This is a genomic window from Brevundimonas aurantiaca, assembly GCF_904830995.1.
Taxonomy (GTDB): domain Bacteria; phylum Pseudomonadota; class Alphaproteobacteria; order Caulobacterales; family Caulobacteraceae; genus Brevundimonas; species Brevundimonas aurantiaca.
In genome coordinates this window covers 132941-158732 of sequence record NZ_CAJGVD010000002.1, presented here as the reverse complement: position 1 = coordinate 158732, position 25792 = coordinate 132941, and the positions used below count along the sequence as shown (strand labels likewise).

The window sequence follows — 25792 nt, the reverse complement described above, 5'->3', positions numbered from 1 at the left end:
CCTGACGCCCCGCGCCGGATCATAGACGCGGCCGTGCCCCCCTCCGCCCCCTCGTCTGCGCGTCGTTATGATCTGGACTGGATCCGGGTGGGGGCGTTCGGCCTGCTGATCCTCTATCACGTCGGCCTGGTCTACGGGGTCTACGGCTGGCACGTGCACAGCGTTCACACCTTCGAGTGGATGCGCGAGGCCATACTGATCACCAATCCGTGGCGGCTGACCCTGCTGTTTCTGGTGTCGGGCGCGGCCCTGCGGTTCATGACCTTCCGCCGCACGCCGCGCCAGGTGGCCCGGGCGCGGTTCGAGCGGCTGGTGCCGCCGCTTCTGTTCGGGGCCGTGGTCCTGGTGCCCATCCAGTCCTGGATCGAGGCGATGGACAAGGCCGGCTGGCCCGGCGGCCTGGCCGGCTACGCCGCCTGGATGGTGCACGAGTTCAGCTTCAGCGGCCTGGCCGACGGCGTGCCGGTCAACCATCTGTGGTTCATCGTCTATATCGCCGCCTACAGTATCGTCGCCATCCTGCTGTGGCGGCGGCCCGGCCTGATCGACCGGATCGGCGGATGGCTGGAGACGGCCCTGGCGGGGCCGCGCCTTCTGATCCTGCCGATCCTCTATCTGATCGCCATCCGCATCCTGCTGTTTCCCTGGTTCGGGGTGACCAATGTCCTGCACTGGGACTGGTACAATCACGCCCTGTCGCTGGGCGCCTTCGTCTTCGGCTTCAGCATCGTGGGCCGCGAGACCCTCTGGCGCGACATGGAGCGGTATCGCTGGGTCGCCCTGGGGCTGGCGGCGGTCGCCCTGCCGATCATGATGGCCCAGGTCTGGCATCCGGGCGGCCGGGCCTTCTGGGGCGTGCCCAAGGCCATGGTCTACGGCCTGGACCAGTGGGCGACGATCGTCGCCATCCTGGGCTTCGGCAGCCGGCATCTGCGGTCGTGCGGCGGGCCGGTTCTGACCTATCTGACCGAGGCGACCTTCCCCCTCTATCTGGCGCACCAGACCATCCTGGTGGCGGCGGTCTGGATCATTCGTCCTGCCCATCTGCCGGCGGGGCTGGAGGCCCTGTCCCTGCTCCTGATCACCTTCCTGGGTAGTTTCGCCGTCTATGAGGTCGTAAAGCGCATCCCCGCCATCCGCCCCTTATGGGGTCTGAAGCCCGCCGGCGGACGGCCCTGGCCGCTGGATCTGGAGGCCTTGCGACATCCCGCCGCCCGTTATCACCGCCGTCGTCGCCTGCTGGCCGTCGGGATCGCCGCGCCGCTTCTGGCCCTGACGGTGGTGGCGGCCGCCATCGCCGCCTATCCCGGCTTCGACAACGCCACCCAGTATCTGAGCGAGCTGGGCGGTTCGACGGCCCAGGCCCCGATCATCTTCAACGGCGGCGTCTTCATCGCCGGCATAATGGCGGGCGTGGCGGGGATCGGCTTCGGCCTGGCCGTCTACGCCCTGACGGAGAAGCGGATCGCGGGCGCCGTGATCGCGGCGGTCTTCGTCCTGGCCGGGGCGGGCATGTCGGCCTCGACCCTCTACCCCTGGCCGGACCCGCGCCACATGATCATCAACCTGGCCCTGGGCATTCAGCTGGCGCCGGTGCTGCTGCTCTGGGGTCTTGCGTCGCGCCGGGATCTGCCCCGGCTCAAAATCTTCCTGACCGCCATCTTTGTCATCATGGCGTGTCTGACCGTTGTTACAAAACACATGATCTTTCCCGGCACGGTCAACGACGCCAACGTCGGCTGGTGGGAGCGGGCCTATGCCCTGGTGCTGGTCGGCTGGGTCGGCGTCGCCGCCTGGCTGCTGGATCGCAAGTTGTTGCAGGAAGCGATAAAATCCCCGTCTGGCGGGTCCGTCGCCCAGGTCGCGGCGGCGGGTGAGTAAAAAAACCCCGAATTTTTCGCCCCTATCAACATTGCGTGATTGAAAATCGCGCGAATGTGATCGACTATAGGGATCGTGCTGCGATGCAGCGCGCACCGCCTTCCTGCCTTCGGAAGCGCGGCTGGTCAACACGGGGGCGCTCAGAGCGGCATGAACAAGCTGGCGATCCGGCCTGTCGAACAGGCTGAAATCGAGACCCTGAACCCGGCGCCGCAGGGCCCGGCCTGGTCCTGGCTGCCCGACGAGGCGCCGCTGGCCATGCCGGTCCAGTCCCTGACCGCGCCCGACGCCGTCGCCGAGGCCATCCCCGCCACCTCCCCGCGCGCGGTCGGCCTGCGCCGGCTGATGCTGCTGGCCGGCACCCTGGTCCTGACCGGCCTGTCCGCCATCGCCCCCTTCTACCTCTACGCCCGCAAGGGTTGGGACGGGACCGAGGTTCTGGCCTTCGGCATCTTCATGGTGCTGATCACCGCCATCTCCTGCTGGTTCGTCAGCGGCCTGATGGGCCTGTTCGTCATGCTGCGCGGCAAGGATCAGGCCGACCTGGCCTTCGCCCCCCACCCGGCCCTGCCGCGCACCCGCACGGCCCTGCTGATGCCGCTGTACAATGAGGACGCCCGCGCCTCCTTCGCCCGTCTGGCGATGATCGACGCCTCGCTCACGCGCCTGGGCGCCGCCTCGGCCTTCGACATCTTCGTGCTGAGCGACTCGACCAAGGAAGAGGCCGCCGCCGATGAGCGTTCGGTCTTCCAGGCCTTCCGCCAGACCGCCGGCTGCAAGACCTTCTATCGTCGCCGCACCGAGAACAGCGAGCGCAAGGCCGGCAATCTGGCCGAATGGGTCCGTCGTTTCGGCGGCGCCTATGAGAACATGATCGTCCTGGACGCCGACAGCACCATGGCCGGCGAGACCCTGCTGCGCATGGTCGACGCCATGGAGCGCAATCCCGGCGTCGGCCTGATCCAGACCGCCCCGGTCATCATCAAGGCCCGCACCATCTTCGCCCGCGTGTCGCAGTATTCGGTGCGCCTGTACGGCCGCGTCGCCGCGGCGGGCCTGGCCTACTGGACCGGTTCGGAATCCAGCTACTGGGGCCACAACGCCATCATCCGCACGCGCGCCTTCGCCGCCTGCTGCGGCCTGCCCCATCTGAAGGGCAGGAAGCCCTTCGGCGGCCATATCATGAGCCACGACGTGGTCGAGGCCGCCCTGATGCGCCGCGCCGGCTGGGCCGTCCACGTCAGCGCCGCCCTGGAAGGGTCGTGGGAAGAGACCCCGCCGTCGATCACCGACTTCATCCGCCGCGATCACCGCTGGTTCCAGGGCAATCTGCAGCACCTGGGCCTGATCGGCGCCAAGGGCCTGTCGCCGATGAGCCGCCTGCAGCTGGCCATGGGCTGCATGGCCTATCTGTCCTCGCCCCTCTGGATGGCGTCCCTGATGGTCGGCCTGTTCATCCAGATGTTCTATCCGGTCGACTGGACCAGCTTCTTCTACATCCTGAACCCGCAGTTCACCCCCTTCATGCTGGCCTCCTTCCTGTCCGGCGTCCTGCTGATCGGGCCCAAGTTCATGGGCGCCGCCCTGGTGCTCAGCCGCCCGGCCGAGCGGCGCGCCTTCGGCGGACGCCGCGCCATCGCCAAGGGCATGGCGGCCGAGATCGCCCTGTCGGCCATCCTGGCCCCCATTCTGATGGTCGCCAACACCAAGGCCTTCATTCAGATCCTGTCCGGCCACGACACCGGATGGACCACCCAGCAGCGCGAGGCCGACGGCCTGGCCTGGTCCGACGCCTTCCGCGCCATGCGCTGGCAGATGATCGCCGGCGTCGGCTTCATCGCGCCCCTGTGCGTCCGCCCCGACTTGGCCACCTGGTTCGCCCCGATCGTCCTGCCCCTGCTGCTGGCTGCACCGATCGCGGTCTGGACCTCGCGCGTCCGCTCGGGCGACGCCCTGGCGAAGAAGGGCTTCCTGGTCACCCCGGCCCAGGACGGCGTCAGCGTCAATCCGTCGGTCCTGCACACGCCGCGTTCGCCCCTGCGCGCGGTGGCCGGCGGCGTCCTGGCCCCGGTCGCAGCCCCCGCCATGGTCCCGGCCCGCGCCCCGGAGCTGTAAGCCCCGCTCTATCCGCCCGACCGATGCAGGACGGCCACAGAACCGTCACAACCGCTACAGCCCCGCTCGACGCAGGGCTCGGTCTTGATCATCTTCAGTCATCAGCTCTGCTGAGGACCGATTCCATGACCAAGAAGACCAGCGCCGATTCCAAGCCCGAACTCCGCATCGTGGGGACCGAGGCGGCCGTCTATGACCTGATGCGCGCGCCCGAGACGACGGCTGAGCGGGTCAAACGCCTTCAGATGGAGGCGCACGCCCTGGCCCTGGAAGAGATCGACCAGTTCGAGAAACTGCTCAGCCAGGCCGCGCAAAAGGCCAAGGACATCGCCTCGGGCGGCGACGCCTATCCGGTCGGCGTTCGCGAGATCGCCACGCGCCTGGCCGCCGACCTGCCGACTCGGGCCGAGACCATACGCACGATCGTGGGCCGCCTGGGCTGACCCCAGGGGGTCCGGCCCTCAGGCAAGGACGTCGTCATAGTCCGGGTGTCGCTTGTGCCAAGCCACGGCGTAGCTGCATTGCGGGAACAGTTTCAGCCCGTGTTCGCGTGCATGTTCGGCCATCGCCTGCATGAAGCGCCCGGCGGCGCCCGAGCCGCGCAGGCTCTGGTCCGCCTCGACGTGCAGGATCATCCGCGCCCCGCCGCGCACGGCGTAGTCGGCCCAGACCCGTCCCTCGCCGCCCTCGCCGTCGAACATCTGTTCAAAGCGGTTGTCGTCCCTGGCGTCGGTGAACGGTCCCATGCTCAACTCCCTTTACGCTTCAACAGCCTGGGAGAAGGGACGTTCCATCGGCGCCGACGCCTCAGATCGGCTTGTCCTGCAACAGATTGATCAGGCCCAGCACGCTCTTCACCGTGAACCAGACACTGAGCAGGAACCAGATCAGCAGGAACAGCAGCAGGAAGGGAATGCCGATCAGCACCACCGAGGCCAGGGCGCTGACGAAGATGCCGACCCAGGCGGCGATGGTCCACCAGAAGACCGACCAGAAGAGGCGGATCTGGGCGTCGATATGTTGCCGGGCCACGCCCGCGGCCGTGCTGCGCGTCACATAGGCCACCACCAGCCCGACCAGGACCAGCACATTGGCGCTGGGGATGGACAGGATGAACAGGGCCCAGGCGATCAGGGCGCCGACCTTGCCTTCCGGCTCCTGGCCGGGGGTGAAGTTGGGTTCGGTCGTCATGGTCGTCCTTTCAGAACAGCCAGCTGCGCGGATTGTCGATCGGCCGCCCGGCCTTCAGACGCATCACGCCGAAGACGCCGCGCGCCAAGATCCACAGGGCCGACAGGAACAGGACGAAGACCCCGATATTGACGATCACCAGCAGGCCGCCCAGCACCACCGCGACGGCGGCGATCCACAGGGTGCGCCTCTGATACAGGAAGTGGCTGGCGGCCAGACGCTCCTGCGGGCCTTCGCGCCCGGTCACGGCCACCAGGGCCAGAAGCGCCGAAACCCCCAGGGTCGGCACGGCCAACAGGATCAGCACATAGACGGCGTAAAGGCTCATCGGCGCGGGCGGCTGTTCCTTTCGGCGCCCCAGGCTGTCGCGCAGGGCGTCCACCGGGCCGGGCCGCACGGACCGGTCAAACGGTCCCGGCTGGGCGGGGGCGAGCGCCGCAACGGGGTGGGGCTCGGGCGGATCGAACAGATCGGCTTCGCGCTCAGGGGCCGGCGTCACGGGCTCGGCCCTGGTCGGCGCGGCGACCGGCGCAGCGGGCGTCGCCTCCGGCTCTCGGCGCCGCCCCGCCAGCGAAGCCGCCGAGACGAAGCCGACCAGGGCGTCGTGATCCTGATCATCGGACGCGGCCTGGGGCTGTGCGGACTCTGAGCCTTGCGGATCGCCGGGTGCGGCCATGGACAGGATACGCTTCTCTCGCGCCGCCGAGACGGCTGGACTGTTAAGGACAATGGCCGCCCGCGCGGGCGGACGCAACCTATCGCGCCAGCACGATCTCGCATCCGGGCGCGATCACGGCCGACAGGGCGCCGGGCTTTTCGATCCGCACCCTGGCCCGCATCACCCGCCGATCCTCCAGACAGGCCCGCGCCAGCCGATCGGCGAAGGTCTCCACCAGGCCCACATGGCCCTCGGCGGCGATAGCGCGAGCGGCCTCGGCGACGGTCTCATAGTTGATAGTGTCGGCCAGCCGCTCGATCGGCCGGGGCTCCAGCTCCAGGGTCACGTCGATGACCAGGGTCTGCAGCCGCCCCTGTTCGTGGTCATAGACCCCGATCCCCGCCTGAACCTCCAGCCCGCGCACGAAGACGCTCAGCCCCTCGCAGCGCAGCGGCTCGTCCGCCGGAAACGGCGACACCGAAGACGACTGGACCACGCGGCTACTCCTGGATGTCCGGGGTGCGCCAGGCCAGATGCTGGCCCCCGTCGACGGCGATCATCTGGCCCGTCACCATCCGCGCGTCAATGAGCCACAGCACGGCCTCGGCCACCGCCTCCGGACTGCCGGGCCGCTGCAACAGGGTGGCGCGCGCCTCGGCGGCGAATTCCTCGGGGGTCTGGTGGATCGACGGCAGGGTCGGCCCCGGCCCCACGCCGTTGACCCGAATGCCCGGCGCCAGGGCCTGGGCCAGGGTCTGGGTCGCCCACCACAGCCCATTTCGCGACAGACTGTAGGAGAAGAAGCGCGGATCGGGCTTCAGCACCTTCTGGTCCAGCAGATTGACGATCGCCCCTTCCACCGTCTGGGCGGCGAAGGTCTCGGCCAGCACGATCGGCGCCCGCAGATTGGTCTCCAGATGCTTGTCCCAGCTGTCGCGCGTCAGGCCCCCGATCCGGTCGTCCTCGAACACCGAGGCGTTGTTGACCAGCACCGTGACCGGCCCCAGGGCCTCGGCCGCCGCCGGCACCAGGGCCCGCACCCGCGCCTCGTCCGTCAGATCGGCCTGCAACAGACAGGCGCGCCGCCCCAGGCCGGCGATCGCCTCGGCCAAGTCCCGCGCCGCCTCGCCCGAGGCGTGATGATGGATCGCCACATCGAACCCGGCCTCGGCCAGGGTCAGACAGATGGCCCGCCCGATCCGCCGCGCCCCGCCCGTAACCAGGGCGACGCCCCGGCCCGAGGTCGCAGAGTCAGTCAACCCGACCGAACTCGACAAAGTTCATCAGGGCCATGACGGCGATGAAGCCGAAGATGATGCCGAGCGCCAGCATGGTGATCCTCCTGTTTCCCCAAGGCTTAGAGGCAGGCGGGGCGCGGTTCAAGCGGGGGATGGGGGAACGTCCGCTGGTGACTGTTTGCCATGTCGTGCGTCCTCAGATTGAGTCAACGCGATCGTTGAGACCTAGTCAGCTCACCATTTTGGCGCGACCATCGGTCAATGAGCTGATTCCCTTTCAGCGGGCTTGGTATGGTGTCGCCGTTTGGAACTGGGTTTTGCAACCAAGAGATTGCGTCAGATCTGCCAACAGGAAGCATCTGCCCGGAAAATGTTGGGCGAGGAGGCCGCTGCGGGCTTGCGCCGCCGACTTGCCGATCTGGAAGCGGTGGATGCCATCACAGAGTTGCCCTGGTTGCCGATCACTTATGGGCACGACGGGGAAGCGTCGATTGAATTTCATTCTGGCTATTCGCTGAACGTCGTGGCTATTCGCGGAGCCTCTCGCATGGTCGAGAATCAAATGACTGACTGGACAACCGTGGATCGCATTAAACTCGTGGGTATCATCAAGCCATGAGCGTCGCCGAAACCTTCCACCCTGACTGGGTCTCGCCTCCTGGTGAAACGATTAAGGATGCGTTGGCCTACAAGAACCTGTCGTTAGAGGCGTTTTGCGTAGAGATCGGAATGGCCTTGCCGTCAGTCGAGGGCCTAATCAACGGCGACCTCAAGATTGACGTATCGATCGCCGATCGCTTGGCAGACACGCTCGGCTCCAGTCGCCAGTTCTGGATATCGAGGGAAACCCTTTATCGGACGAGAGTTGAACTCCGCCCGGTATCTGCTTCGATCACCTTCGACACATTTGCCAAGCAATTGCCACTCAAAGACATGAGAAGCTTTGGCTGGTTTGAGAGCTATTCGGGACTTTCGGACAGAGACGCCGCGCTGGCCTTCTTCGAGGATGCACCTGGAGATTGGCAGTCTTCGGGAAGCAGGATTATGGACGCGGTCCGGTTTCGAACCTCGTTCGCCCATGAAAGCAATCCTGCCGCCGTGGCGGCTTGGCTGAGACAAGGTGTTCTACGGGCGCGTGAAATCGACTGCGCAACTTGGGACGCAAAAGCGTTAGAATCGGCAATTCCCAGCATACGGGCTCTGGTGCGCCAGAAAGATCCGATGCTGTTCTTCCCAAAGCTGGTCGATATCTGCCGGGAGTGTGGTGTGGCCGTCGTCTTCGTGAGGACACCGAAGGGATGCCACGCCAGCGGGGCAACTCATTTTGCAGAAGAGAACAAAGCTGTCGTCCAGCTCAGCTTCCGGTATCGCTCGGATGACCATTTCTGGTTCACAGTGTTTCACGAGCTGGGGCATCTTATCCTTCACCCGGCGAACAGGCTCTTTGTCGAAGGCAAGGAATACGAGGCGACCGAGGAAGAAGACGAGGCGAACAGCTATGCGGCACAAATCTTAATTCCCAATACATTTGATGCAGAGCTTCAGGCGGTAGGGAAAGATTTCAAGGCCGTAATGCGGCTAGCTCGGCGGATCGGCATTTCACCAGGCATTCTTGTCGGTCAAATGCAGAATCGCGGCATTCTTCGCCATGAACAGCTAAACTTCCTGAAAGAGCGTTACGACTGGGCAGCACTACAAGCGATCACCCCCTGAAGGGGACATACGCATATTGCGACTTTTGCCAATTGCACAGGGCGTCTTCCATAACCTGCATACCGACCCCCAATGCTTGGCCTACCTTGACGACAGCATCGGTTAGATCTCGGTTTGAGATATTAGCTTTCGGGTCATTCGTCAGCAGAAGCTTGGCCCCAAAAACCGGGCCGCTGGCCCCGACAAGGTAGGGGTATGGAGGCTCGACATCAGCAATTCCAAGCTTCCCTATCATTGTAAGGAAGTCGAACTTTGCGGTTCGGCCGAATTGAACGACCGGGCATGTCATGTAGAGGCGATGGAACGCTGCCTTGGAGTCATTGTTGGATTTGGCTGCTGCTTCTGCCACGAGCAGACGAAAGCCTCGATTTACACCAACCCATGTCACGTAGCTCGAGATTGTATCAGCGAGGTTGTTTTCCGCGTCTGGCCTGATGCTCTCGTACTTCCTGTGATTGCCGAACGGCACGCCAGCTAGGCTTGCGGCATTATCGATATACCACTTGCGGAACTCCGGAAGGTTATTACTGGTGCGGGTCCAGGTCCAAACGGGGCCGCTACCGAGCGCTCCGTACACGCGCCGGGTCAGTTCCCAGCCGACACGCTTATGAAAGCCAAAGTGGGTCGATAGGAAAGTCAGCCAAGCCGCTTCATCACTGTCGCCCTCATTGTGATATAGCCACGCCGCGCGGACAGGATCGAAAAGCGCATTGCATGGATCCTTACGGCGAGTGTCGAGCGGTCGCTCCCCCAGCCGCCGCACGAATTCGACCCGATGCAAACTATCTATCATTTGCCGAACGAGGCTGTCGAGTGCATCTGCTCTAGCTATACCTAGCAACGGCGTCACATGCTGAGAGAACGTCTGCAACCGCTCCTTGAGTTCTTCAGAACGGATTTTATCGATGTGTCTCATGCGATCGTAACCTTCGCAGCGATTTCGGAGCCCTCCAAATCGAGCTGAGTGACCGCACGGCTCAATCTTCGGGTGTTTTTGCGGATATAGGCGGCATAATACTGTGTCGACATCGACCGCCGAATCTCAACAATTTGTCTTAGCTTTTCACGGGCCCCATCAAATTTTCTTGTCAGCGCAAATATCGCGAGCAATCTAGCGATATCGGCCCAGTACGGGCTGAGCTGCCTAGCCTTTTCCAATGCGTTGGGTATTACCGCGACGCCGCCCTTACGGATGGCGGCCTCGATTACAAAGAGGGTTTTTATATCGGTCCATTGAGAACCCGCCGGCATGTCGGGCATCTCGCGCGTGGATTGAAAGCCTTCATGAATGTAAGCGTCAATCTTCGCCCGATCCTCTTCATAGAGATGGAGGCTGCCGACCATGTGTTTATAGGTGCCAAGGGCGACGCCGAGATCTCTGGCTAGTATTTCCTGAAACATAGTAAAAGCGAATACGTCGTGAGGGAGACCTTTATAAACGTCGTTTGATCTCATATGCACTACTAGATTAAGCAGTCCATCTCGAATTAGGAACTGCAGGCTACACGTGCAAGGTGTGTCTTTTCGTCTCTCCGTAATGTCTTCGCGATCAAAAATTTGAATGACGGCTTGGCGCGACGTCGCGCGTTCTGACAATATCGCCTTTACGACTTCATATTGGGATCGATCTCCGCCAAAAATTCTCGGCCCGTAAGCCCCCCAGATCGTGCCGTCGTCTTCGGCGTACTCGTTGTATCGCTTAATGTAATACCGGATCGGATCTAGCTCATTATTACATGAGATATACCAAATAAATTCACCTATTCCGCTGAAAATCGTACCTTTGGTATCTGTACGACTTAATCGAGCTCTTGGTCTTGTTAGCTCAAGTACAACCCCTTGAACTTCCACGGTGGATCCCTTAGTCGCCACGACGCCCATTTTGCTTTTTTGCAGAAGCCGAAAAGCTTCGTCCAGAAGATCGTCGAGCGTTGATGCTTTGAGGTACATGTTGTGCGCCGCCTCCCAAACGCAAGCCTTAGTCTGGTCCGGGCGTGGCGCAACTTCAAGGTGGTCTGCCCGCCGACGTCAATCGGGGCTGTCGCGCGCGGCTGGCCGAAATCTTCGACGGCGCCCCGGTTTCCGACCTCTGGTGAGACGGAAATGATCCGCTGATCCGTTTCAGAACGGCCAAGCCTGTTCGGAAAGGATCCTTCTATGCCCGTCTCCCGTCGCCTGGCCCTGATGGGGCTGGCCCTCGGCGCCGTCTTGCCCAATGCTGCTCTGGCCCAAACGCGCGGAGATCGGCGGCGCCGTCGAACGGGGCCGTCCACGGCGACCCCGGCGCCGTCCCAGACCGTCGCCTTCGGCCCCGATCCGCTTCAGGCCTATGACCTCTACGCCGACCGGGGCGCAGGACCGGTCCTGATGTTCGTCCACGGCGGCGGTTGGTCGCGGGGCGAGCGGACGCGGGTCAATGAGCTGCCGGCCTATGCCCGCCGCCACGGCCTGACCCTGGCCTCGACCGGCTATCGACTGGCGCCCGCCGTCAGCGCCCGCGAGTCGGCCATGGACGTCGCCGCCGCCGTGGCAGACCTGAAACGCCGCCTGCCCGGCCGGCCGCTCTATCTGATGGGCCATTCGGCCGGGGCGCATCTGGCCGCCCTGGTCGGGATCGACCCCGACTATCTGGGCGCCGTCGGGCTGAGGCCGTCGGATCTGGCGGGGGTGATCCTGCTGGACGGCGCCGGCTATGACGCCACGGCGCCGCGCGGGGACGGCCGCATCGACCAGTGGCTGGGCCAGACCTATGACCAGGCTTTCGGCGATCAAGCCGCCGCCCTGTCGCCCACCCTGCGTGTCCGCCCCGGCGTCGCCTATCCGCCCTTTCTGATCTTCCACGTCGCCCGGCGTCAGGATTCGGCCGTCCAGAGCCGGGGCCTGGCCGAGGCCCTGACCCGCGCCGGCGGCCGCGCCGAGGTCGTTCCCGCCCCCGACGACAGCCATATGACCATCAATCGCGGCTTCGGCGCCGCCGGCGATCCGGAGGGCGAACGCGCCGCCCGCTTCATCTCGGGCTAACAAAAGGCCGGCGACGTGCTAGCCAAGACCCATGAACCCGTCTCTGTTCGCCATCCTCGTCGTCGTTCTGGCCGGGGGCGCCACCGCCCTTCAGGCGCCGACCAACGCCAAGCTGGCGACCGCCGTGGCCTCGCCGGTCAATGCGGCCTTCATCTCCTTCGCCGTGGGCACGACGGTGCTGGGCATCCTCGCCGCCCTGATGCAGACCCGGCCGGACATGGCCGCCGCCCGCGCCCTGCCCTGGTACGCCTGGCTGGGCGGGGTCTACGGCGCCTGTTTCGTGGTGGCCGCCGCCTGGGGCGTGCCGCGCCTGGGGGTGGCCATGACCATCACCTTGATGGTCGGTGGCCAACTGCTGCTCAGCCTGATCCTGGATCATTTCGGCGCCCTGGGCGTGCCGCGCCAGCCGCTGAACCTGGGCCGGATCGCCGGGGTGGGCCTGGTTCTGGCGGGCGTCCTTCTGGTTCGCCGCTCGTAAACCCAGACCCTCTCCCGCTTGCGGGAGAGGCAGCGCGTCGATCGCGCAGCGATCCAGCGACTGAGAGGGAAGTCTTCTTCCCTGAAGTGAAACTCCCCCATCGTCAGCCGTCTCGCTACACTCGACGAGCTGACACTTCCCCCGCAAGCGGGGGAAGGACATGCGCCGCCTCGCGCGAAGCCCTATATCCATCCCGATGACCGAGGAGACGCTCGATTCGACATTGAAGGCCGCCGCCCTGATCGCCGACGAGGCCCGGCGCGCGCCCGACAAGCCGGGCGTTTATCGCATGTATGGCGAGGACGGCTCTTGCCTGTACGTCGGCAAGGCCAAGTCGCTGAAGAAGCGCATCGTCCAGTACGCCCAGGGAAGGTTCCACACCCAGCGGATCGGCCTGATGGTCTCGCTCACCCGGTCGATGGAGCTGGTGGTCACCGCCACCGAGACCGAAGCCCTGCTGCTGGAATCCAACTTCATCAAGAAGCTGAAGCCGCGCTTCAACGTCGTGCTGCGCGACGACAAGTCCTTCGCCGAACTGATGATCCGCAGCGACCACCGCGCCCCCCAGATCCGCAAGCATCGCGGCGCCCACACCACGCCGGGCCAGTATTTCGGCCCCTTCGCCTCGACCTGGGCGGTGAACCGGACCCTGAACACCCTGCAGAAGGCCTTCCTGCTGCGCTCCTGTTCGGACAGCGTCTATGAGACCCGCACCCGGCCCTGCATGCTGCACCAGATCAAGCGCTGTTCGGCGCCCTGCACCGGTCTGATTTCGCTGGAGGACTACGGCGAGCTGGTCGACGAGGCCGAGGCCTTCCTGCGCGGCAAGTCGCGGGCCGTCATCAGCCGCCTGTCGCAGGAGATGCAGGCCGCGTCCGACGCCATGGATTTCGAACAGGCCGCCCGGGTCCGCGACCGCATCCGCGCCCTGTCCGCCATCTCGATGGAGAACTCCGTCAGCGCCGACAGCGTGGCCGAGGGCGACGTCTTCGCCCTGCACACCGACGGCGGCCAGGCCTGCGTCCAGGTCTTCTTCTATCGCGCCGGCCAGAACTGGGGCGGGCGCGCCTATTTCCCGCGCGTGGACAAGACCGACACCGATCCCGAAATCCTGGCCGCCTTCCTGGGCCAGTTCTACGAGGACAAGCCGATCCCGCGCCTGATCCTGTCCAACGTCCGGCCGCACGAGCTGGAGCTGCTGGAAGAAGCCTTTTCGATGAAGGCGGACCGCAAGGTCGAGATCGTCCGTCCGATGCGCGGCGAGAAGCTGGCCCTGGTCGACCACGCCCTGACCAATGCGAAAGAGGCCCTGGGCCGTCGCCTCGCCGAAAGCTCCGCCCAGGGCAAGATCCTCGACGAGGTGTGCGAGGCCTTCGGCCTGGAGGCCCGGCCCGAGCGGATCGAAGTCTACGACAACGCCCACATCCAGGGGACCAATGCGGTGGGCGGCATGATAGTGGCCGGCCCGGAAGGCTTCCAGAAGTCCCAGTACCGCAAGTTCAACATCCGGGGCGAGGACCTGACGCCCGGCGACGACTACGGCATGATGCGCGAGGTCATGCGCCGCCGCTTCGCCCGTCTGATCAAGGACGAAGAGGAGGGCGAGGAAGTGGTGCGCCCGGACCTGCTGCTGATCGACGGCGGCGCGGGCCAGCTGGCCGAGGTTCTGGCCGTCCTGGCCGACCTGGGCCTGGACGACATCACCGTGGTGGGGGTCGCCAAGGGACCGGATCGCGACGCGGGGATGGAGAAGTTTTTCATGCCCGGCAAGCCGCCCTTCATGCTGCCGCTGAAGTCCCCGGCCCTCTACTATCTCCAACGGCTGCGCGACGAGGCCCACCGTTTCGCCAACGGCGCCCACGCCAAGCGCCGCTCGATGGACATCCGCAGGAATCCGCTGGACGAGATCGAAGGGGTCGGCCCGGGCCGCAAGAAGGCCCTGCTCCACGCCTTCGGCTCCGCCAAGGGCGTCGGCCGCGCCTCGGTCGCCGACCTGGTCAAAGTGGACGGCGTCAGCCAGGCCCTGGCCGAACGCATCTACGCCTTCTTCCATCCCCAGGCGCGGTGATTCAGGGCTAGGCGCGATCCGGCGCACGCTCCAGGCTTCGAAACACCTCCTGCGCCAGCAGCTTGGCGGGACCGCCCGAGCCGCGCGCCGACACCAGGGCGATCTCGCTGTCGTGCAGGGCGGGCAGGGTCTTCACCATCGCCAGATCGCGCGGCGCCATGGCGGCCGGCAGAACCCCGACGCCCAGCCCCGCCCGCAGCGCCGCCATCTGACCGGCAAGACTGGGCGAGGTGAAGGACGCCCGAAATCCGATTCCCGCCGCCTCCAGCGCCTGTAGCGCGCGCTTGCGATAGATGTCCGGCGCAGGCGCGATGATCAGGGGCAGCGGCGAGGCCTCCGCGACCGAGGCATCCTGGGCCACCCAGACCAGCGGCTCGCTCCACACCTTCAGCCCCAGGTCGGCGCCCCCGGCCTCGCGCTTGACCAGGGCCAGGTCCAGCAGTCCGCGCGACAGCTGATCCAGCAGATTGGCGGTATAGTCGCATGTCACCGACAGCCGGATGCGCGGATGGCTGCGCGCGAAGGCCCCCAGTATGCCCGGCAGATGAACCGTGGCGATGTCTTCCGGCGCCCCGAACCGCACCTCGCCCTCGGGCTCGCCGTCGCTCAGGGTGGCGATGATTTCGTCGTTCAGCTTCAACAGCCGCCGCGCCTGGGGCAGCAGGGCCGCCCCCTCGGTGGTCAACCCCACCGTGGCGCCGCCCCGGTCCAGAAGCGGCGCCCCGAGCTGCTGCTCCAGGCGGCGCATCTGCAAGCTGACGGCCGGCTGGGTCAGGCCGCGTTGCTGGGCCGCCCGGGTGAAGCTGTGGGTTTCGACCACCGTCACGAAGGTCCGCAGCAGATCGATGTCGAGACTGGTCATGCCATAACTGTTCGTTATGCCGCACATCAAGTCAATAACCTGGCGCGTCAGGGGCGGTGCGGGCAAAGGGCCCGCCACTGAGTTTTTGGAGTCCCCATGCCCGATATCACTGCCAGTCTCGGACTGCTGTCCTCGCCCGCCATCCTGTTCTTTTTCGTGGGCGCGGCTGCGGCTTTTGCCCGGTCAGACCTATCCATACCGGAGCAGGTCGCCAAGGCGATCTCCCTTTATCTGATGCTGTGCATCGGCTTTCGGGGAGGCGTGGAAGCGCGGGAGGCCGGGCTTCAGGGCGACTTTCTCACCGCCGGGGCTCTGGGCCTGACGCTCAGCGCCCTCATGCCGCTCCTGGCCTTCATCCTGCTGCGGTGGACGTCGCGACTGGATCGTCCGACCCTGTGCGCCCTCGCGGCGACCTATGGATCGGTGTCGGTTGTGACCTTCGCCGCCGGTCAGCAGCATCTGACCGACCTGGGTCTGGCGCCCGGCGGCTATATGGCGGCGGTGCTAGCCCTGATGGAGACGCCGGCGATCCTGACCGCCCTGGTCCTGATGCACGGCGCCGGCCGCGAGCCGTCGACCGGCCGGGGCGTCGTCCTGCGCGAAGTTCTGGTCGGAGCGGCGACGGTGATGCTGCTCGGCAGCTTCCTGGTCGGCCTCATTTCAGGCGAGGCGGGGCTGAAGAAGCTGGACCTGTTCGTCAATCCGCTGTTCCAGGGCGCCCTGTGCTTCTTCCTGCTGGACCTGGGTCTGACCGCCGCGCGCAGCCTGATGGCGGATCGGCGCAAGCTGACCTGGCCGGTGATCGGTTTCGCCCTCGGCTTCCCCGTCCTGTCGGCAGGCGTCGCCCTGGCCCTGGGACGACTGGCGGGTCTCGGACTCGGCGACGCGGCCATGCTGGCCGTCCTCGCGGGCTCGGCCTCCTACATCGCCGTGCCCGCCGCCATGCGGGTCGCGGCGCCCAAGGCCGATCCCGGCGTCTTCGTCACCACCTCCCTGGCCGTGACCTTTCCCTTCAACCTCGTGATCGGCATCGCCCTCTATACGGCGGCCGCAGTCTGGCTGTGGGCCTAGACGCGAGGCGAGTGGGGCTGGGGAACCGGAGAGGCGACGGCGATTTTCCCGTTTTCACCTCTCCCCCGCCCCGAGATTGGGTCCTATACCCGCCCCATGTCCGATCCGTCCAAAGACCCTCTCCTGTCAGGTTATCGCCGCTTCCGCGCCGAACACTGGCCCGAGGCGCACGCCGAGTACGAAACCCTGGCTGAAAAGGGCCAGAAGCCGCACACCCTGATCGTCGCCTGTTCCGACAGCCGCGCCGATCCGGCCCTGATCTTCGACGCCAAGCCGGGCGAGCTGTTCGTCGTCCGCAACGTCGCCAATCTGGTTCCGCCCTATGAACCGGACGGCAAGCTGCACGGGGTTTCTGCGGCCCTGGAGTTCGGGGTCAAGGTTCTGGGCGTCAAACGCATAGTCGTCATGGGCCACGCCCACTGCGGCGGGGTCAACGCCATGATCAACGGCGCGCCCGACGTCGTCGCCGACTTCGTGGCCCCCTGGATCGCCCAGGGGACGCCGGTGGTTCAGCACGTCGCCGAAACCGTCGCGCCGAACGAACTGGAACGCGCCGCCGAAGAGGCCGTGGTGCGTCTGTCGATCCGAAACCTGCGCACCTTTCCCTGGATCGCCGAGCGTGAAGCCAAGGGCGAACTGGAGCTCAGCGGGCTTCATTTCGGAATCGCCGACGGCGTCCTGACCGCCCTGACTGACAAGGCGAGGTTCGAGCCGTTGGGGTGACGACCGCCTTCCCCGGCTCGCCTATTCTTGTTATGTTCACCCCATGGCCACCAACGTCCACCTGACCCCGGAACTGGAGCAGTTCGCTCGAGATCGTGTGAAGACAGGCCGCTATGCCAATATGAGCGAAGTGGTTCGCGACGGTCTGCGCCTTCTGCAGGATCAGGAAGTGGCGCGTCAAAGCGCGGAAGCTGCTCGACGGGAAGAACTGGCCCGGCAGCAGGAAGAAAGCGCGCGCCGTCAGCTGGCGTTCAAGGCCATGTTGGACCGGTGGAGCGCCATGCCCTCGATCGACATAGGCCCCTGGACCCGCGAAGAGCTGTACGATTGAGGATCGCCCTCGATACGAACGTCATCGTCTACGCTGAAGGGCTCAACGGTCCCGCACGACGCGCTGCGGGCAGACGACTGATCGACCGGCTTCATGCGGATCATGAGCTCATTGTCGCCGCCCAATGCCTGGGAGAGTTGCACCGCGTCCTGACCGGCAAGGCGCGAATGACACCCGCGATGGCGTCGGAGATCGCGGACAGTTGGCGACGCCTCGCAATCGTGCCCGCGACCAGCGAAGCCGTCGTCTTCTCGGCCTTTGAACTAGTCGCCACCCACCCGCACCAGATCTGGGACGCCATCATCCTATGCGCTGCCGCCGAAGCTGGCTGCGGCCTTCTGCTTTCCGAAGACATGCAGGACGGCTTCGTCTATCGAGGCGTCACCGTCGCCAATCCGTTCGCGGAGACGCTCCACCCCCTGCTCGCGTCCCTGCTGGAGACCCCGTCATGACCGCGCCCGCCCACCGCGCCAATCCGATCCCGAACATCCTGACGGGCATCCGCCTGTTCGCCGGGGTGGTGATGTTCGCCATGCTGGCCGGCGCCGCGCCGGGGGCGCTGGACGCCTGGCTGTCGCCCGAGACCCAGCTGAAGTTCGGCCTGTGGGCCTTCTGGATCTTCGTCATCGCCGCCTCGACCGACTGGGTGGACGGCTTTTTGGCGCGGCGCTGGAACGCCACCACCCGCTGGGGCGCCATTCTGGACCCGATCGCGGACAAGGTTCTGATCACCGGGGCCATTCTGGGCGTCTTGGCGTCCGGCTCCCTGCCGGGCATCGCCCTGCCCTGCGGCCTGATCCTGTTCCGTGAGTTCGCGGTCTCGGCCCTGCGCGAGACCATGGCGGGGCGCATCGAACTGCCCGTCACCCTGGCCGCCAAATGGAAGACCACGGTCCAGATGGTGGCGCTGGCGGCCCTGCAACTGACCCTGCTGTGGGACGCCTTCGGCCTTCAGAACGAGGACGGCTCGCCCCTGTCCTGGCAGCCGGCCTTCGAATCCTTCGCCGTCTTCCTGATCTGGTTCGCCGCCGTCATCACCCTGTGGACCGGCTGGCAGTATTTCCGCGAAGCTCGGCGCCAGATGCAGGATCTTTAGGGTCTCAGCGTCAGACCCGCAGGCGTCGCCTCAAAGGCCGACAGCCGCCCCAGATAGCTCATGCCCAACAGGGAATAGGCAAGCCCCTCTTCGACCACCAGGGCCTGGACTCGCTCGACCCGCGCGCCTGCGACCGAGACCGCCGCGAGTTCGACGGGCGCGGCGCGGGCCAGGCCTGAGGCGGTCTGCACCCGCCCCGTAAAGGCGTCCGGCTCCGGATCGACGCCCAGCCGTCGCGCATCGGCCCGCGTCAGGGCCACCACGCTGGCGCCCGTGTCGATCAGAACCCGCACGGCCCGGCCCTCGATCGTCGCCTGGGCCCAGTAGTGACCGTCCGGCCCCTTCACCACCTGGGTCGCGGTCCCAGAAGCCGGCGCGGGCGCGACGACGAGGCGTTCCGGCTGGGCCGCCGCCGCCAGGGCGGGGGCGCCGCCGTCCAGGTGACGGATCGCCAGGGCCGTCGCGAACGAGGCCGCCAGAGAGGCGCCCAGCACGACGACAGACTGAAGATCGATACGGATCATGCCCTTTCAATAACCGTCGCCCGTTGGGATGCGGTGAAGCGACGTGGCTGACGAAGTCTTAAACGCCCATCCCCCCGACCCCGCCCCCTCAGCCCAGTTTGGCGGGGTCGATCCGGTCGCGCCGCGCGGGCAGTTCCGCCATGATCCGCGTCCGCTCATCCTCCCCCAGAGCGCGCCAGCCGGCGATCTCCTTCAGGGTTCGAAAACAGCCCAGACACAGGCCGCTTTCGCCATCGACCGCGCACACCATGACGCACGGCGTGGCGATCGCCTTGGGCGGAAGCCGGGGCGGGCCGGGCGCGCTCAACGCGACATCTTCATAAAAATTGCTCCGGTTACTGACTTAAAAATTTGCATTCTGGACGGAGATGGCTATCTTGGTCATCGACGCGAAACGACTGATGGTGAGATCCCTAGGTACGACGTGTCTCTTTTCATCGTTCTGCGAAAGGAGACGCCAAGATGAACGATAAGGAGCGCAACCTCCAACACGCCATGATGTCCTTCGCCCTGTGGGGCGGGATGCTGGTCAACAGTCGGCACATGCCGTCTAACTCGGGACGGGCGGCCAGCCATCCGTCCAACTTCGTACCCTATACGCCCAAGAAACGCTGACGGCTTCGCGAGCCGGACGTGCAGGAGCCCCGGTCCCGACCGGGGCTTTTGCAATTCCGACCTTGCCTGACGCGACGGCGGCGGACGATGAGAGGGAAAATAAGGGAGACGACCCATGGGGCTGATTGCCGAAACCCGCCAGGGCGCGGTGCTGATCTGGACGCTGGACCGTGAGGCGCGGCTGAACGCCCTGCCCGACCTGGGCGACGGCGATGAATTCGCTGAGGCCTGCGCCCGCGCGAATGCGGACATGACGGTCAAATGCGTCGTCCTGACCGGGGCGGGGCGGGCCTTTTCGGCCGGGGGCGATCTGACCGCCATGCGCGACCGACGCGACCTGTTCGAAGGATCAGGCGCGGAGATTCGCGTCCGCTATCGCCGCGTCGTCCACCGGATCGTCCGCAGCCTCTATGATCTGGAGATTCCGCTGGTCTCGGCGGTCAACGGCCCGGCCATGGGCCTGGGCTGCGGCATCGCCGCCACCGCCGACATCCGCATCGCCTCGGACCGGGCCAGCTTCGGCGTGCCGTTTCTGAAGCTGGGCATCATTCCCGGCGACGGCGGGGCCTGGCGGCTGCCGCGCGACGTCGGCTACGCCCGCGCCGCTGAAATGCTGTTCACCGGGCGCAGCATCGACGCCGAGACGGCCGAGCGCTGGGGTCTGGTCAACCGCGTGGTTCCCCACGACCGGCTGATGGACGAGGCCCTGATCACCGCCGGTGAAATCGCCGCCCAGCCGGCCCAGGCCCTGCGCATGGCCAAGACCCTGATGCGCCAGGGCCGCGACCAGACCTTCGAACAGATCCTGGAGCTGTCGGCCGCCATGCAGGCCCTGGCCCATATGACCGACGACCATCAGGAAGGCGTCGCCGCCGTGCTGGAAAAGCGGCCGGCGGATTTCACCGGCCGCTGATCCGATCCCTTACTTCTGTCCCGCTGCGCGCATGGCCTGGGCGGGACCGACGCCGGCGGCGACCGGACGGGCGACGCCGGCCTTCTGACCGGGCTTCATGAACTTCACCAGCACGCGCTGGCCGATCAGGAAGGGGGTGTCGTCGGCCGAGACCACGACCTCGACCACCCGTTCGTCGGTGCGGGCCGACGGGTCCTCGGATTGCAGCTGGCGGGCGCCGAAGACGGCGGCGCGGCGCAGGACGCGGCCCACCGAAATCTTGGTGGGATCGCCTTCGGGCGTCAGCTCGACCTCCTGGCCGACGGTGACGTTGGGCAGGTCGGCCTCGACGATCTCGGCGCGGACGATGCGGTCGGTCTCGGGCTCCAGGTCGAACATGGCCGTGACGTTCAGGGTCGAGGCGCCGGCGCCCGGCTGGGCGTAGCGGCGGGCGATGCGGCCGTTCATCGGGGCGCGAATCACCGTCAGCTCCTGATTATAGCGGGCCTCGTCCAGGCGGGACTGGGCGGTCTGGACGGCCGCGTTCTGGGACGCCATTCGGGCCTCGGCCTGGGCGATCTGATCGCGGGCCTGGTCCAGACGCTGGGCGGCGACGAAATTGGTCGCGGCCAGTTTCGACAGCCGCTCATATTCGCGGCGGGCCGTCGCCAGCTCCACCCGCGTCATGCCCAGCTGGGCGCGCGCCTCGGACACCGCAGCCGCCGCGCTCTGGGCCGCCAGACGGGTCTCGTCGTCTTCCTGGCGGGCCAGGATCTGGCCGGCGACGACCTTGTCGCCCTCATTGACGAAGACTTCGCGGACCACGCCGCCGCGACGGGCGGCGACCTTGATCACCCCACCCTCGACGTCAGCCTTGCCGTTGGCGATGGCGGCGTAGGGGCTGTCGATCTTCTGGGCGGCGGCCTTTTCGACCTCGGCCTTCTTGGCGGCGCCGGCCTTGCTGAAGGCCATGAAGCCGACGACCAGGACCACGATCAGGATCAGGCCGATCCAGAGCCATTTGTTTTTGAGAAAGGCGGGCATGACGGTTCAGTCCGTTCGAAAAGAGCTTAGTGGGACGCCAGCTGGGCGTCGGGATCAGGGGTGCGGCGTTGATCGTCCAGGATCTTGCCGTCTTCGATGTGGATGACCCGGTCGGCCCAGGCTTCCAGGCGCGGGTCGTGGGTCACGCAGATCACGGCGGCGCCGTGTTCGGTGGCGGCCCGGCGGAGCAGCCGAATGACGACCTGGCCGTTTTCGCCGTCCAGCGCCGAGGTCGGTTCGTCGGCGAACAGGATCTGCGGGTTCTTGGCCAGGGCGCGGGCGATGGCGACGCGCTGCTTCTCGCCGCCCGACAGGGCGCTGGGCCGCTGGTTCAGACGATGGCCCAGGCCGACCTCTTCCAGGGCGGTGGTGGCGCGCTTCTTGGCCTCCGACGGCGACAGGCCCTGATATTTCAGCACCGTCATCACCTGTTGCAGCGCCGTCAGCGACGGAAACAGGTTGAAGCCCTGAAAGATGAAGCCGCAGTGATCCAGCCGGAACTTGTCGATCCGGCCCGAGCCGTATTTCCACAGGTCGTCGACGTCCAGAATATCGACCCGCCCCTCTTCAGGCTTCAGCAGGCCCGACAGATTGGCGATCAGGGTCGACTTGCCCGAGCCGGACGGCCCCATGACCATGGTCAGGTCGCCGTGGCGCGCGTCGAAATCGACGCCCTTCAGCACCTCGACCCAGCTGCGGCCCGTCTTGAACCGCTTGACCAGACCCTTGGCCTCGATGGCGAAATCGCCGTGCTTGCCGTGGACTTTGGTATGAACGCTCATCGCAGCAGGTCCGCAGGCTGGCTCTTCTTCAGGACGCCCAGCGACAGGAAGCCGGACAGGAGGGCGATCACCACCAGCATGGCCGAGACCATCATCACCATGGTGGGCGGGAAGGACATGGTCAGGCCCGAACCCGCGGCCAGCAGGCTGACGGCCCAGGTCAGGGCGAAGGCCGCCAGAACCCCGGCGATACCGACCCAGAAGCTGAGTTCCAGCACGATCCGCCGCAGCGACCCCATGGACACGCCCAGAGCCCGGAGCGAGGCGAACTCCTTGATGTTCGCCATGATGGCGCCGCGCAGCGTCTGCCAGGTGATGGCGACCCCGATCAGAATGCCCAGGAACAGCGAGAAGCCCAGCATGATGGCGATGAAGCTCTCCTTCATCATCGCCCCCTCATTGGCCTTGGCCAGGTCCTGGCGCGTCCAGGCCTTGAACTGGCCGTTGGAGATGGCGTTCAGCTGGGCCACCACGATCGGGGCGCGCGAGGGATCCTTGATCTGGACCATCAGCGGCCCGACCCGTTCGCCGGTATTGGCCTCGCCCAGCATCCGCAGGGTGTCGCGTGACATGACGACCGTGGCCTGCATCATATTGGGATAGCCTTGGGTCACGGCCGCGACCCGCACGGTCTTGCCGTTATAGGTGGCCTGGTCGCCCAGTTTGACGCCCAGCCGTCCCAGGGCGGTCTGGTCCACCGCCACCGCATAGGGCTGGCGCAGGGCCTCGACCAGATCGTCGGAATAGTCGACGGGCACCGTCACCGCGCCGGGCATGGCGTCGATGGTGGTGACGTTGACGAACTCCATCTTCTTGGCGCCGGGGGCCGCAGGCTCGGCGCCCGGCTCCTTGTCCTTGACGATGTTTTGCCAACGCCCGCCGGACCCGTCCAGGTCGGCGACGGCCAGGACTTCGGGGTGCTGATAGACCACCGGCATGATGCGCCGCGGCACGCCCGAGGGGCCGCCGTTGAACAGGGCCGTGGCCCCGGGGCTCAGGATCATGATGTCGGCGCGGGCGCGGTCGATCTGGGCCGTGAAGGCCTTGCCGATCCCCATGAACATGCCGACCTGGGCCAGCACCAGCAGGCCGGAAAAGGCGAGCGCCACAATGGCCGCCATGTAGCGGCGCCACTCGTAGAGCAAGGTTGATAATGCAAGCGACATGGTCGTCGATAAACCCCCGGTATGGGGTCTATCTGACCGGCGCGTGCCTCAGCGCCAAGTTAAATCGGGGTAAGGCTTCGCATCGGCGCGATTGCGAGGGACCGATCGCCGGGCTATCGGCGTCTGGCTCTTGGCGGCGTCGATGAAACGGCGCTAGTTACAAGATAACAGCGGATCAGCCCGGTCCCGCGCTCTGGAGGAAGTTTCCAAATGTCCCTGCCGTCCCTTCGTCTCACCGCCTCGCTGGCCGCCCTCGGCGCCGCGACCGTCGTCCTGTCCGCGCCTGCGACCCCCGCCAAGGCCGATGAGGGCATGTGGACCTTCGACAACTTCCCCATCGCCACGGTGAATGAGAAATACGGCACGAACCTCGACCAGGCCTGGCTGGATCGGGTGCGCAACGCCGCCGTGCGTCTGCAGGGCTGTTCGGCTTCGCTGGTTTCGGGCGAAGGCCTGATCCTGACCAACCACCACTGCGTCGTCAGCTGCGTTCAGGACCTGTCGGACGCCCAGAACGACTACGTCAAGAACGGCTGGATGCCCGCGACCCGCGAGGAAGAGAAGAAATGCCCCGGCCAGACGGCCGAGATCCTGACCGACATCACCGACGTCACCGACCGCGTCACCGCCGCCGGCGCCGGGCTTGAGGGCGCCGCCTTCGTCCGCGCCCGCGCCGCCGAGATCGACAAGATTCAAAAGGAAGTCTGCGGCGACGATCAGAAGCTGACCTGCCAGGTGATCAGCCTCTATCGCGGGGGTCAGTACAAGCTCTACAAGTTCCGCAAGTACGAGGATGTGCGTCTGGTCTTCGCGCCCGAGTTTCAGGCGGCCTTCTTCGGCGGCGATCCGGACAATTTCAACTTCCCGCGCTACGCCCTGGATGCGGCCTTCCTGCGCGCCTACGAGGACGGCAAGCCGGTCTCCACGCCGAACCACCTGACGTGGAACCCCAATGCGCCCAAGGAAGGCGACGTCACCTTCGTCGCCGGCAACCCCGGCTCGACCTCGCGCCTGTTGACCATGGCCCAGCTGGAGGTCCTGCGCGATCAGCAGCTGCCGATCACCCTGATCCAGACCTCGGAACTGCGCGGTCGCCTGCTGGAATATGCGACCACCAGCGAAGAGGCCAAGCGGGTCTCGGTCGATCCGATCTTCGGCCTGGAGAACAGCTTCAAGGTCTATTACGGCCAGCAGGGCGCCCTGACCGACCCCGCCTTCATGGCCAAGAAGCGCGCTGAGGAGCAGGAGCTGCGCCAGCGCGTCGCGGCCGACCCCGCCCTGGCCCAACGGATCGGCGACCCCTGGGCCGAGCTGGAGCGCGCCGCCGCCGCCCAGCGCGACCTTTACCTGCCTTATCGCCAGCTGGAATCGGGTCCGCGCTCGCAGCTGTACAGCTACGCCAAGGCCATCGTCCGCGCCGCCAAGGAGCGGGCCAAGCCTGCGGCCGAACGCCGCGCCGGCTATTCCGAGGCGGACATCGCCGCCCTGGGCCGCCGCCTGGCGCAGGACGCCCCGATCTCCGACGACATCGAGAAGATTCAGATGTCGTTCTGGCTGTCCAAGACCCGCGAATATCTGACGGTGGACAATCCCAGCGTTAAAGCCCTGCTGGGCAAGGAAAGTCCCGAGCAGATCGCTGAGCGCACCGTCGAGGGCACCCGCCTGGCCGATCCGGCCTTCCGCGCCGAAGCCTTGGCCATGACGCCGGAACAGCTGGCCGCCTCGGGCGATCCGATGATCCAGTTCGTTCTGGCCAATGACGACGCCGCCCAGGCCGTCCGCACCCAGTGGGAAGCGGCCGTGTCCGGCCCGACCAGCCGCGCCGCCGAAAAGATCGCCCAGGCCCGGTTCGCGGTCTACGGAACCAACCTCTATCCCGACGCCACCTTCTCCCTGCGCCTCTCCTACGGCCAGGTTAAGGGCTGGACCTATCGCGGCGTGACGGTGGAGCCCTTCACCTATATCGGCGGTCTGTACGAGCGGAATACGGGCGCCGAGCCCTTCAACGCGGCCGAGGACTGGCTGGCGGCCGAGGGCAAGGTGAACAAGTCGACCGTCTATGACTTCGTCTCGACCAACGACATCATCGGCGGCAACTCCGGCTCGCCCGTCATCAACGCCAAGGGTGAAGTCATCGGCGCCGCCTTCGACGGCAACATCCACTCGCTGGGCGGCAGCTTCGGCTATGACGGCGAGCTGAACCGCACCGTCACCGTCTCGACCGCCGCCATCACCGAGGCGCTGCGCACCGTCTACAACCAGCCGCGCCTGCTGCGCGAACTGGGCGTGCGGCGGTAAGGCCGGGTCATAAAGTCTCCTCCCC

General features: G+C 66.1%; 29 protein-coding genes. 16 read left to right on the top strand and 13 right to left on the bottom strand.

Features of this window, described 5'->3' with window-relative positions; all coding sequences use genetic code 11:
* Window positions 1-33: 33 nt before the first annotated feature.
* From JMT67_RS15910 to JMT67_RS15900, 3 genes are all read left to right on the top strand, one after another.
* Window positions 34-1881 carry an acyltransferase family protein gene (locus tag JMT67_RS15910; RefSeq protein ID WP_233455953.1) on the top strand — a complete coding sequence of 616 codons (1848 nt, stop codon included), beginning with the start codon at window positions 34-36 and terminating at the stop codon, window positions 1879-1881.
* 150 nt (window positions 1882-2031) lie between these two features.
* Complete coding sequence (mdoH, locus tag JMT67_RS15905; protein WP_201464160.1) at window positions 2032-3996, top strand: glucans biosynthesis glucosyltransferase MdoH; 1965 nt, start codon at window positions 2032-2034, stop codon at window positions 3994-3996.
* A gap of 125 nt (window positions 3997-4121) precedes the next feature.
* On the top strand, window positions 4122-4439 hold the full coding sequence (locus JMT67_RS15900) for a hypothetical protein (protein WP_182713972.1): 318 nt from the start codon (window positions 4122-4124) through the stop codon (window positions 4437-4439).
* 18 nt (window positions 4440-4457) lie between these two features.
* Here JMT67_RS15900 and JMT67_RS15895 read toward each other — a convergent pair whose 3' ends face one another.
* From JMT67_RS15895 to JMT67_RS15875, 5 genes are all read right to left on the bottom strand, one after another.
* Complete coding sequence (locus JMT67_RS15895; protein WP_182713973.1) at window positions 4458-4742, bottom strand: GNAT family N-acetyltransferase; 285 nt, start codon at window positions 4740-4742, stop codon at window positions 4458-4460.
* 61 nt (window positions 4743-4803) lie between these two features.
* On the bottom strand, window positions 4804-5187 hold the full coding sequence (locus JMT67_RS15890; protein ID WP_183216921.1) for a hypothetical protein: 384 nt from the start codon (window positions 5185-5187) through the stop codon (window positions 4804-4806).
* A 10-nt stretch (window positions 5188-5197) separates the two neighbouring features.
* Window positions 5198-5863 carry a DUF4870 family protein gene (locus JMT67_RS15885; protein WP_201464159.1) on the bottom strand — a complete coding sequence of 222 codons (666 nt, stop codon included), beginning with the start codon at window positions 5861-5863 and terminating at the stop codon, window positions 5198-5200.
* A 79-nt stretch (window positions 5864-5942) separates the two neighbouring features.
* The gene (gene folB / locus JMT67_RS15880; protein ID WP_191555273.1) at window positions 5943-6341 is read right to left on the bottom strand and encodes a dihydroneopterin aldolase; all 399 of its coding nucleotides are present in this window, start codon (window positions 6339-6341) and stop codon (window positions 5943-5945) included.
* A 4-nt stretch (window positions 6342-6345) separates the two neighbouring features.
* A complete protein-coding gene (locus tag JMT67_RS15875) occupies window positions 6346-7104 on the bottom strand; it encodes an SDR family oxidoreductase (protein WP_201464158.1) in 759 nt (252 codons plus the stop codon).
* 283 nt (window positions 7105-7387) lie between these two features.
* On the opposite strand from JMT67_RS15875, the gene JMT67_RS15870 reads away from it, so the two are divergent.
* Together JMT67_RS15870 and JMT67_RS15865 are read left to right on the top strand one after the other, a co-directional pair.
* Window positions 7388-7702, top strand: coding sequence for a hypothetical protein (locus tag JMT67_RS15870; RefSeq protein ID WP_201464157.1), 315 nt, complete (start codon window positions 7388-7390; stop codon window positions 7700-7702).
* A complete protein-coding gene (locus tag JMT67_RS15865) occupies window positions 7699-8796 on the top strand; it encodes an ImmA/IrrE family metallo-endopeptidase (RefSeq protein ID WP_201464156.1) in 1098 nt (365 codons plus the stop codon). The genes JMT67_RS15870 and JMT67_RS15865 overlap by 4 nt, the downstream gene beginning before the upstream one ends.
* On the opposite strand, the gene JMT67_RS15860 is transcribed toward JMT67_RS15865, so the two are convergent.
* Window positions 8786-9712, bottom strand: coding sequence for an alpha-glutamyl/putrescinyl thymine pyrophosphorylase clade 3 protein (locus JMT67_RS15860; RefSeq protein WP_201464155.1), 927 nt, complete (start codon window positions 9710-9712; stop codon window positions 8786-8788). The genes JMT67_RS15865 and JMT67_RS15860 overlap by 11 nt on opposite strands.
* Entirely contained in the window at window positions 9709-10746 is a 1038-nt protein-coding gene (locus JMT67_RS15855) for a thymidylate synthase (RefSeq protein WP_201464154.1), read from the bottom strand. The genes JMT67_RS15860 and JMT67_RS15855 overlap by 4 nt, the downstream gene beginning before the upstream one ends.
* 207 nt (window positions 10747-10953) lie before the next feature.
* On the opposite strand from JMT67_RS15855, the gene JMT67_RS15850 reads away from it, so the two are divergent.
* The 3 genes from JMT67_RS15850 to uvrC all read left to right on the top strand — a co-directional run bounded on the left by JMT67_RS15850 (window position 10954) and on the right by uvrC (window position 14363).
* The gene (locus JMT67_RS15850; protein ID WP_201464153.1) at window positions 10954-11817 is read left to right on the top strand and encodes an alpha/beta hydrolase; all 864 of its coding nucleotides are present in this window, start codon (window positions 10954-10956) and stop codon (window positions 11815-11817) included.
* 31 nt (window positions 11818-11848) lie between these two features.
* Window positions 11849-12295 (top strand): DMT family transporter, encoded by a 447-nt coding sequence (locus JMT67_RS15845; protein ID WP_054764958.1) that lies wholly within the window; start codon window positions 11849-11851, stop codon window positions 12293-12295.
* A 196-nt stretch (window positions 12296-12491) separates the two neighbouring features.
* Window positions 12492-14363 carry an excinuclease ABC subunit UvrC gene (uvrC, locus tag JMT67_RS15840; RefSeq protein WP_201464197.1) on the top strand — a complete coding sequence of 624 codons (1872 nt, stop codon included), beginning with the start codon at window positions 12492-12494 and terminating at the stop codon, window positions 14361-14363.
* A 7-nt stretch (window positions 14364-14370) separates the two neighbouring features.
* Here the strand turns inward: uvrC and JMT67_RS15835 are convergent, their stop codons facing one another.
* Window positions 14371-15225, bottom strand: a complete 855-nt coding sequence (locus JMT67_RS15835) for a LysR substrate-binding domain-containing protein (RefSeq protein WP_201464152.1) — start codon at window positions 15223-15225, stop codon at window positions 14371-14373.
* A 96-nt stretch (window positions 15226-15321) separates the two neighbouring features.
* Here JMT67_RS15835 and JMT67_RS15830 point away from each other — a divergent pair, with 96 nt between their 5' ends.
* The 5 genes from JMT67_RS15830 to pgsA all read left to right on the top strand — a co-directional run bounded on the left by JMT67_RS15830 (window position 15322) and on the right by pgsA (window position 18446).
* Window positions 15322-16296, top strand: a complete 975-nt coding sequence (locus tag JMT67_RS15830) for a sodium-dependent bicarbonate transport family permease (RefSeq protein ID WP_201464151.1) — start codon at window positions 15322-15324, stop codon at window positions 16294-16296.
* 96 nt (window positions 16297-16392) lie between these two features.
* Window positions 16393-17019, top strand: coding sequence for a carbonic anhydrase (locus tag JMT67_RS15825; RefSeq protein WP_152949671.1), 627 nt, complete (start codon window positions 16393-16395; stop codon window positions 17017-17019).
* Window positions 17020-17062: 43 nt separating this feature from the next.
* Entirely contained in the window at window positions 17063-17350 is a 288-nt protein-coding gene (locus JMT67_RS15820; protein WP_182713985.1) for a type II toxin-antitoxin system ParD family antitoxin, read from the top strand.
* Window positions 17347-17802, top strand: coding sequence for a PIN domain-containing protein (locus JMT67_RS15815; protein ID WP_201464150.1), 456 nt, complete (start codon window positions 17347-17349; stop codon window positions 17800-17802). The genes JMT67_RS15820 and JMT67_RS15815 overlap by 4 nt, the downstream gene beginning before the upstream one ends.
* The gene (pgsA, locus tag JMT67_RS15810; RefSeq protein ID WP_201464149.1) at window positions 17799-18446 is read left to right on the top strand and encodes a CDP-diacylglycerol--glycerol-3-phosphate 3-phosphatidyltransferase; all 648 of its coding nucleotides are present in this window, start codon (window positions 17799-17801) and stop codon (window positions 18444-18446) included. Before JMT67_RS15815 ends, pgsA begins: the two co-directional genes overlap by 4 nt.
* Here pgsA and JMT67_RS15805 read toward each other — a convergent pair.
* Window positions 18443-18970, bottom strand: coding sequence for a retropepsin-like aspartic protease family protein (locus tag JMT67_RS15805; RefSeq protein WP_201464148.1), 528 nt, complete (start codon window positions 18968-18970; stop codon window positions 18443-18445). The two genes, pgsA and JMT67_RS15805, sit on opposite strands and share 4 nt — an antisense overlap.
* Before the next feature lie 88 nt (window positions 18971-19058).
* Window positions 19059-19277: a DUF1289 domain-containing protein gene (locus JMT67_RS15800; protein WP_407645746.1), complete on the bottom strand. Its 219-nt coding sequence runs from the start codon at window positions 19275-19277 to the stop codon at window positions 19059-19061.
* A gap of 155 nt (window positions 19278-19432) precedes the next feature.
* On the opposite strand from JMT67_RS15800, the gene JMT67_RS15795 reads away from it, so the two are divergent.
* On the top strand, window positions 19433-19585 hold the full coding sequence (locus JMT67_RS15795) for a hypothetical protein (RefSeq protein WP_007390126.1): 153 nt from the start codon (window positions 19433-19435) through the stop codon (window positions 19583-19585).
* Between the two features lie 115 nt (window positions 19586-19700).
* Complete coding sequence (locus tag JMT67_RS15790; protein ID WP_201464147.1) at window positions 19701-20498, top strand: crotonase/enoyl-CoA hydratase family protein; 798 nt, start codon at window positions 19701-19703, stop codon at window positions 20496-20498.
* A gap of 9 nt (window positions 20499-20507) precedes the next feature.
* On the opposite strand, the gene JMT67_RS15785 is transcribed toward JMT67_RS15790, so the two are convergent.
* Genes JMT67_RS15785 through JMT67_RS15775 form a run of 3 tightly spaced genes read right to left on the bottom strand, consistent with a single transcriptional unit; the run spans window position 20508 to window position 23469 of the window.
* Entirely contained in the window at window positions 20508-21521 is a 1014-nt protein-coding gene (locus JMT67_RS15785; protein ID WP_152949666.1) for an HlyD family secretion protein, read from the bottom strand.
* 26 nt (window positions 21522-21547) lie between these two features.
* Window positions 21548-22303: an ABC transporter ATP-binding protein gene (locus JMT67_RS15780; protein ID WP_152949665.1), complete on the bottom strand. Its 756-nt coding sequence runs from the start codon at window positions 22301-22303 to the stop codon at window positions 21548-21550.
* Window positions 22300-23469, bottom strand: coding sequence for an ABC transporter permease (locus JMT67_RS15775; RefSeq protein ID WP_152949664.1), 1170 nt, complete (start codon window positions 23467-23469; stop codon window positions 22300-22302). The genes JMT67_RS15780 and JMT67_RS15775 overlap by 4 nt, the downstream gene beginning before the upstream one ends.
* A 210-nt stretch (window positions 23470-23679) precedes the next feature.
* Between JMT67_RS15775 and JMT67_RS15770 the strand changes: the two genes are divergently transcribed.
* Window positions 23680-25767: a S46 family peptidase gene (locus tag JMT67_RS15770; RefSeq protein ID WP_054764944.1), complete on the top strand. Its 2088-nt coding sequence runs from the start codon at window positions 23680-23682 to the stop codon at window positions 25765-25767.
* Window positions 25768-25792 lie beyond the last annotated feature (25 nt).

Excerpts from the sequence above, each read along its gene's own strand:
- JMT67_RS15850 (WP_201464153.1), top strand. The coding sequence starts at position 10,954 with ATGCCCGTCTCCCGTCGCCTGGCCCTGATGGGGCTGGCCCTCGGCGCC.
- JMT67_RS15860 (WP_201464155.1), bottom strand. The coding sequence starts at position 9,712 with ATGAGACACATCGATAAAATCCGTTCTGAAGAACTCAAGGAGCGGTTG.
- JMT67_RS15895 (WP_182713973.1), bottom strand. The coding sequence starts at position 4,742 with ATGGGACCGTTCACCGACGCCAGGGACGACAACCGCTTTGAACAGATG.
- JMT67_RS15775 (WP_152949664.1), bottom strand. The coding sequence starts at position 23,469 with ATGTCGCTTGCATTATCAACCTTGCTCTACGAGTGGCGCCGCTACATG.
- JMT67_RS15785 (WP_152949666.1), bottom strand. The coding sequence starts at position 21,521 with ATGCCCGCCTTTCTCAAAAACAAATGGCTCTGGATCGGCCTGATCCTG.
- JMT67_RS15780 (WP_152949665.1), bottom strand. The coding sequence starts at position 22,303 with ATGAGCGTTCATACCAAAGTCCACGGCAAGCACGGCGATTTCGCCATC.
- mdoH (WP_201464160.1), top strand. The coding sequence starts at position 2,032 with ATGAACAAGCTGGCGATCCGGCCTGTCGAACAGGCTGAAATCGAGACC.
- JMT67_RS15825 (WP_152949671.1), top strand. The coding sequence starts at position 16,393 with ATGTCCGATCCGTCCAAAGACCCTCTCCTGTCAGGTTATCGCCGCTTC.
- JMT67_RS15885 (WP_201464159.1), bottom strand. The coding sequence starts at position 5,863 with ATGGCCGCACCCGGCGATCCGCAAGGCTCAGAGTCCGCACAGCCCCAG.
- uvrC (WP_201464197.1), top strand. The coding sequence starts at position 12,492 with ATGACCGAGGAGACGCTCGATTCGACATTGAAGGCCGCCGCCCTGATC.
- JMT67_RS15805 (WP_201464148.1), bottom strand. The coding sequence starts at position 18,970 with ATGATCCGTATCGATCTTCAGTCTGTCGTCGTGCTGGGCGCCTCTCTG.
- JMT67_RS15835 (WP_201464152.1), bottom strand. The coding sequence starts at position 15,225 with ATGACCAGTCTCGACATCGATCTGCTGCGGACCTTCGTGACGGTGGTC.
- JMT67_RS15820 (WP_182713985.1), top strand. The coding sequence starts at position 17,063 with ATGGCCACCAACGTCCACCTGACCCCGGAACTGGAGCAGTTCGCTCGA.
- JMT67_RS15865 (WP_201464156.1), top strand. The coding sequence starts at position 7,699 with ATGAGCGTCGCCGAAACCTTCCACCCTGACTGGGTCTCGCCTCCTGGT.
- pgsA (WP_201464149.1), top strand. The coding sequence starts at position 17,799 with ATGACCGCGCCCGCCCACCGCGCCAATCCGATCCCGAACATCCTGACG.
- JMT67_RS15855 (WP_201464154.1), bottom strand. The coding sequence starts at position 10,746 with ATGTACCTCAAAGCATCAACGCTCGACGATCTTCTGGACGAAGCTTTT.
- JMT67_RS15770 (WP_054764944.1), top strand. The coding sequence starts at position 23,680 with ATGTCCCTGCCGTCCCTTCGTCTCACCGCCTCGCTGGCCGCCCTCGGC.
- JMT67_RS15890 (WP_183216921.1), bottom strand. The coding sequence starts at position 5,187 with ATGACGACCGAACCCAACTTCACCCCCGGCCAGGAGCCGGAAGGCAAG.
- JMT67_RS15830 (WP_201464151.1), top strand. The coding sequence starts at position 15,322 with ATGCCCGATATCACTGCCAGTCTCGGACTGCTGTCCTCGCCCGCCATC.
- JMT67_RS15845 (WP_054764958.1), top strand. The coding sequence starts at position 11,849 with ATGAACCCGTCTCTGTTCGCCATCCTCGTCGTCGTTCTGGCCGGGGGC.
- JMT67_RS15790 (WP_201464147.1), top strand. The coding sequence starts at position 19,701 with ATGGGGCTGATTGCCGAAACCCGCCAGGGCGCGGTGCTGATCTGGACG.
- JMT67_RS15900 (WP_182713972.1), top strand. The coding sequence starts at position 4,122 with ATGACCAAGAAGACCAGCGCCGATTCCAAGCCCGAACTCCGCATCGTG.
- JMT67_RS15795 (WP_007390126.1), top strand. The coding sequence starts at position 19,433 with ATGAACGATAAGGAGCGCAACCTCCAACACGCCATGATGTCCTTCGCC.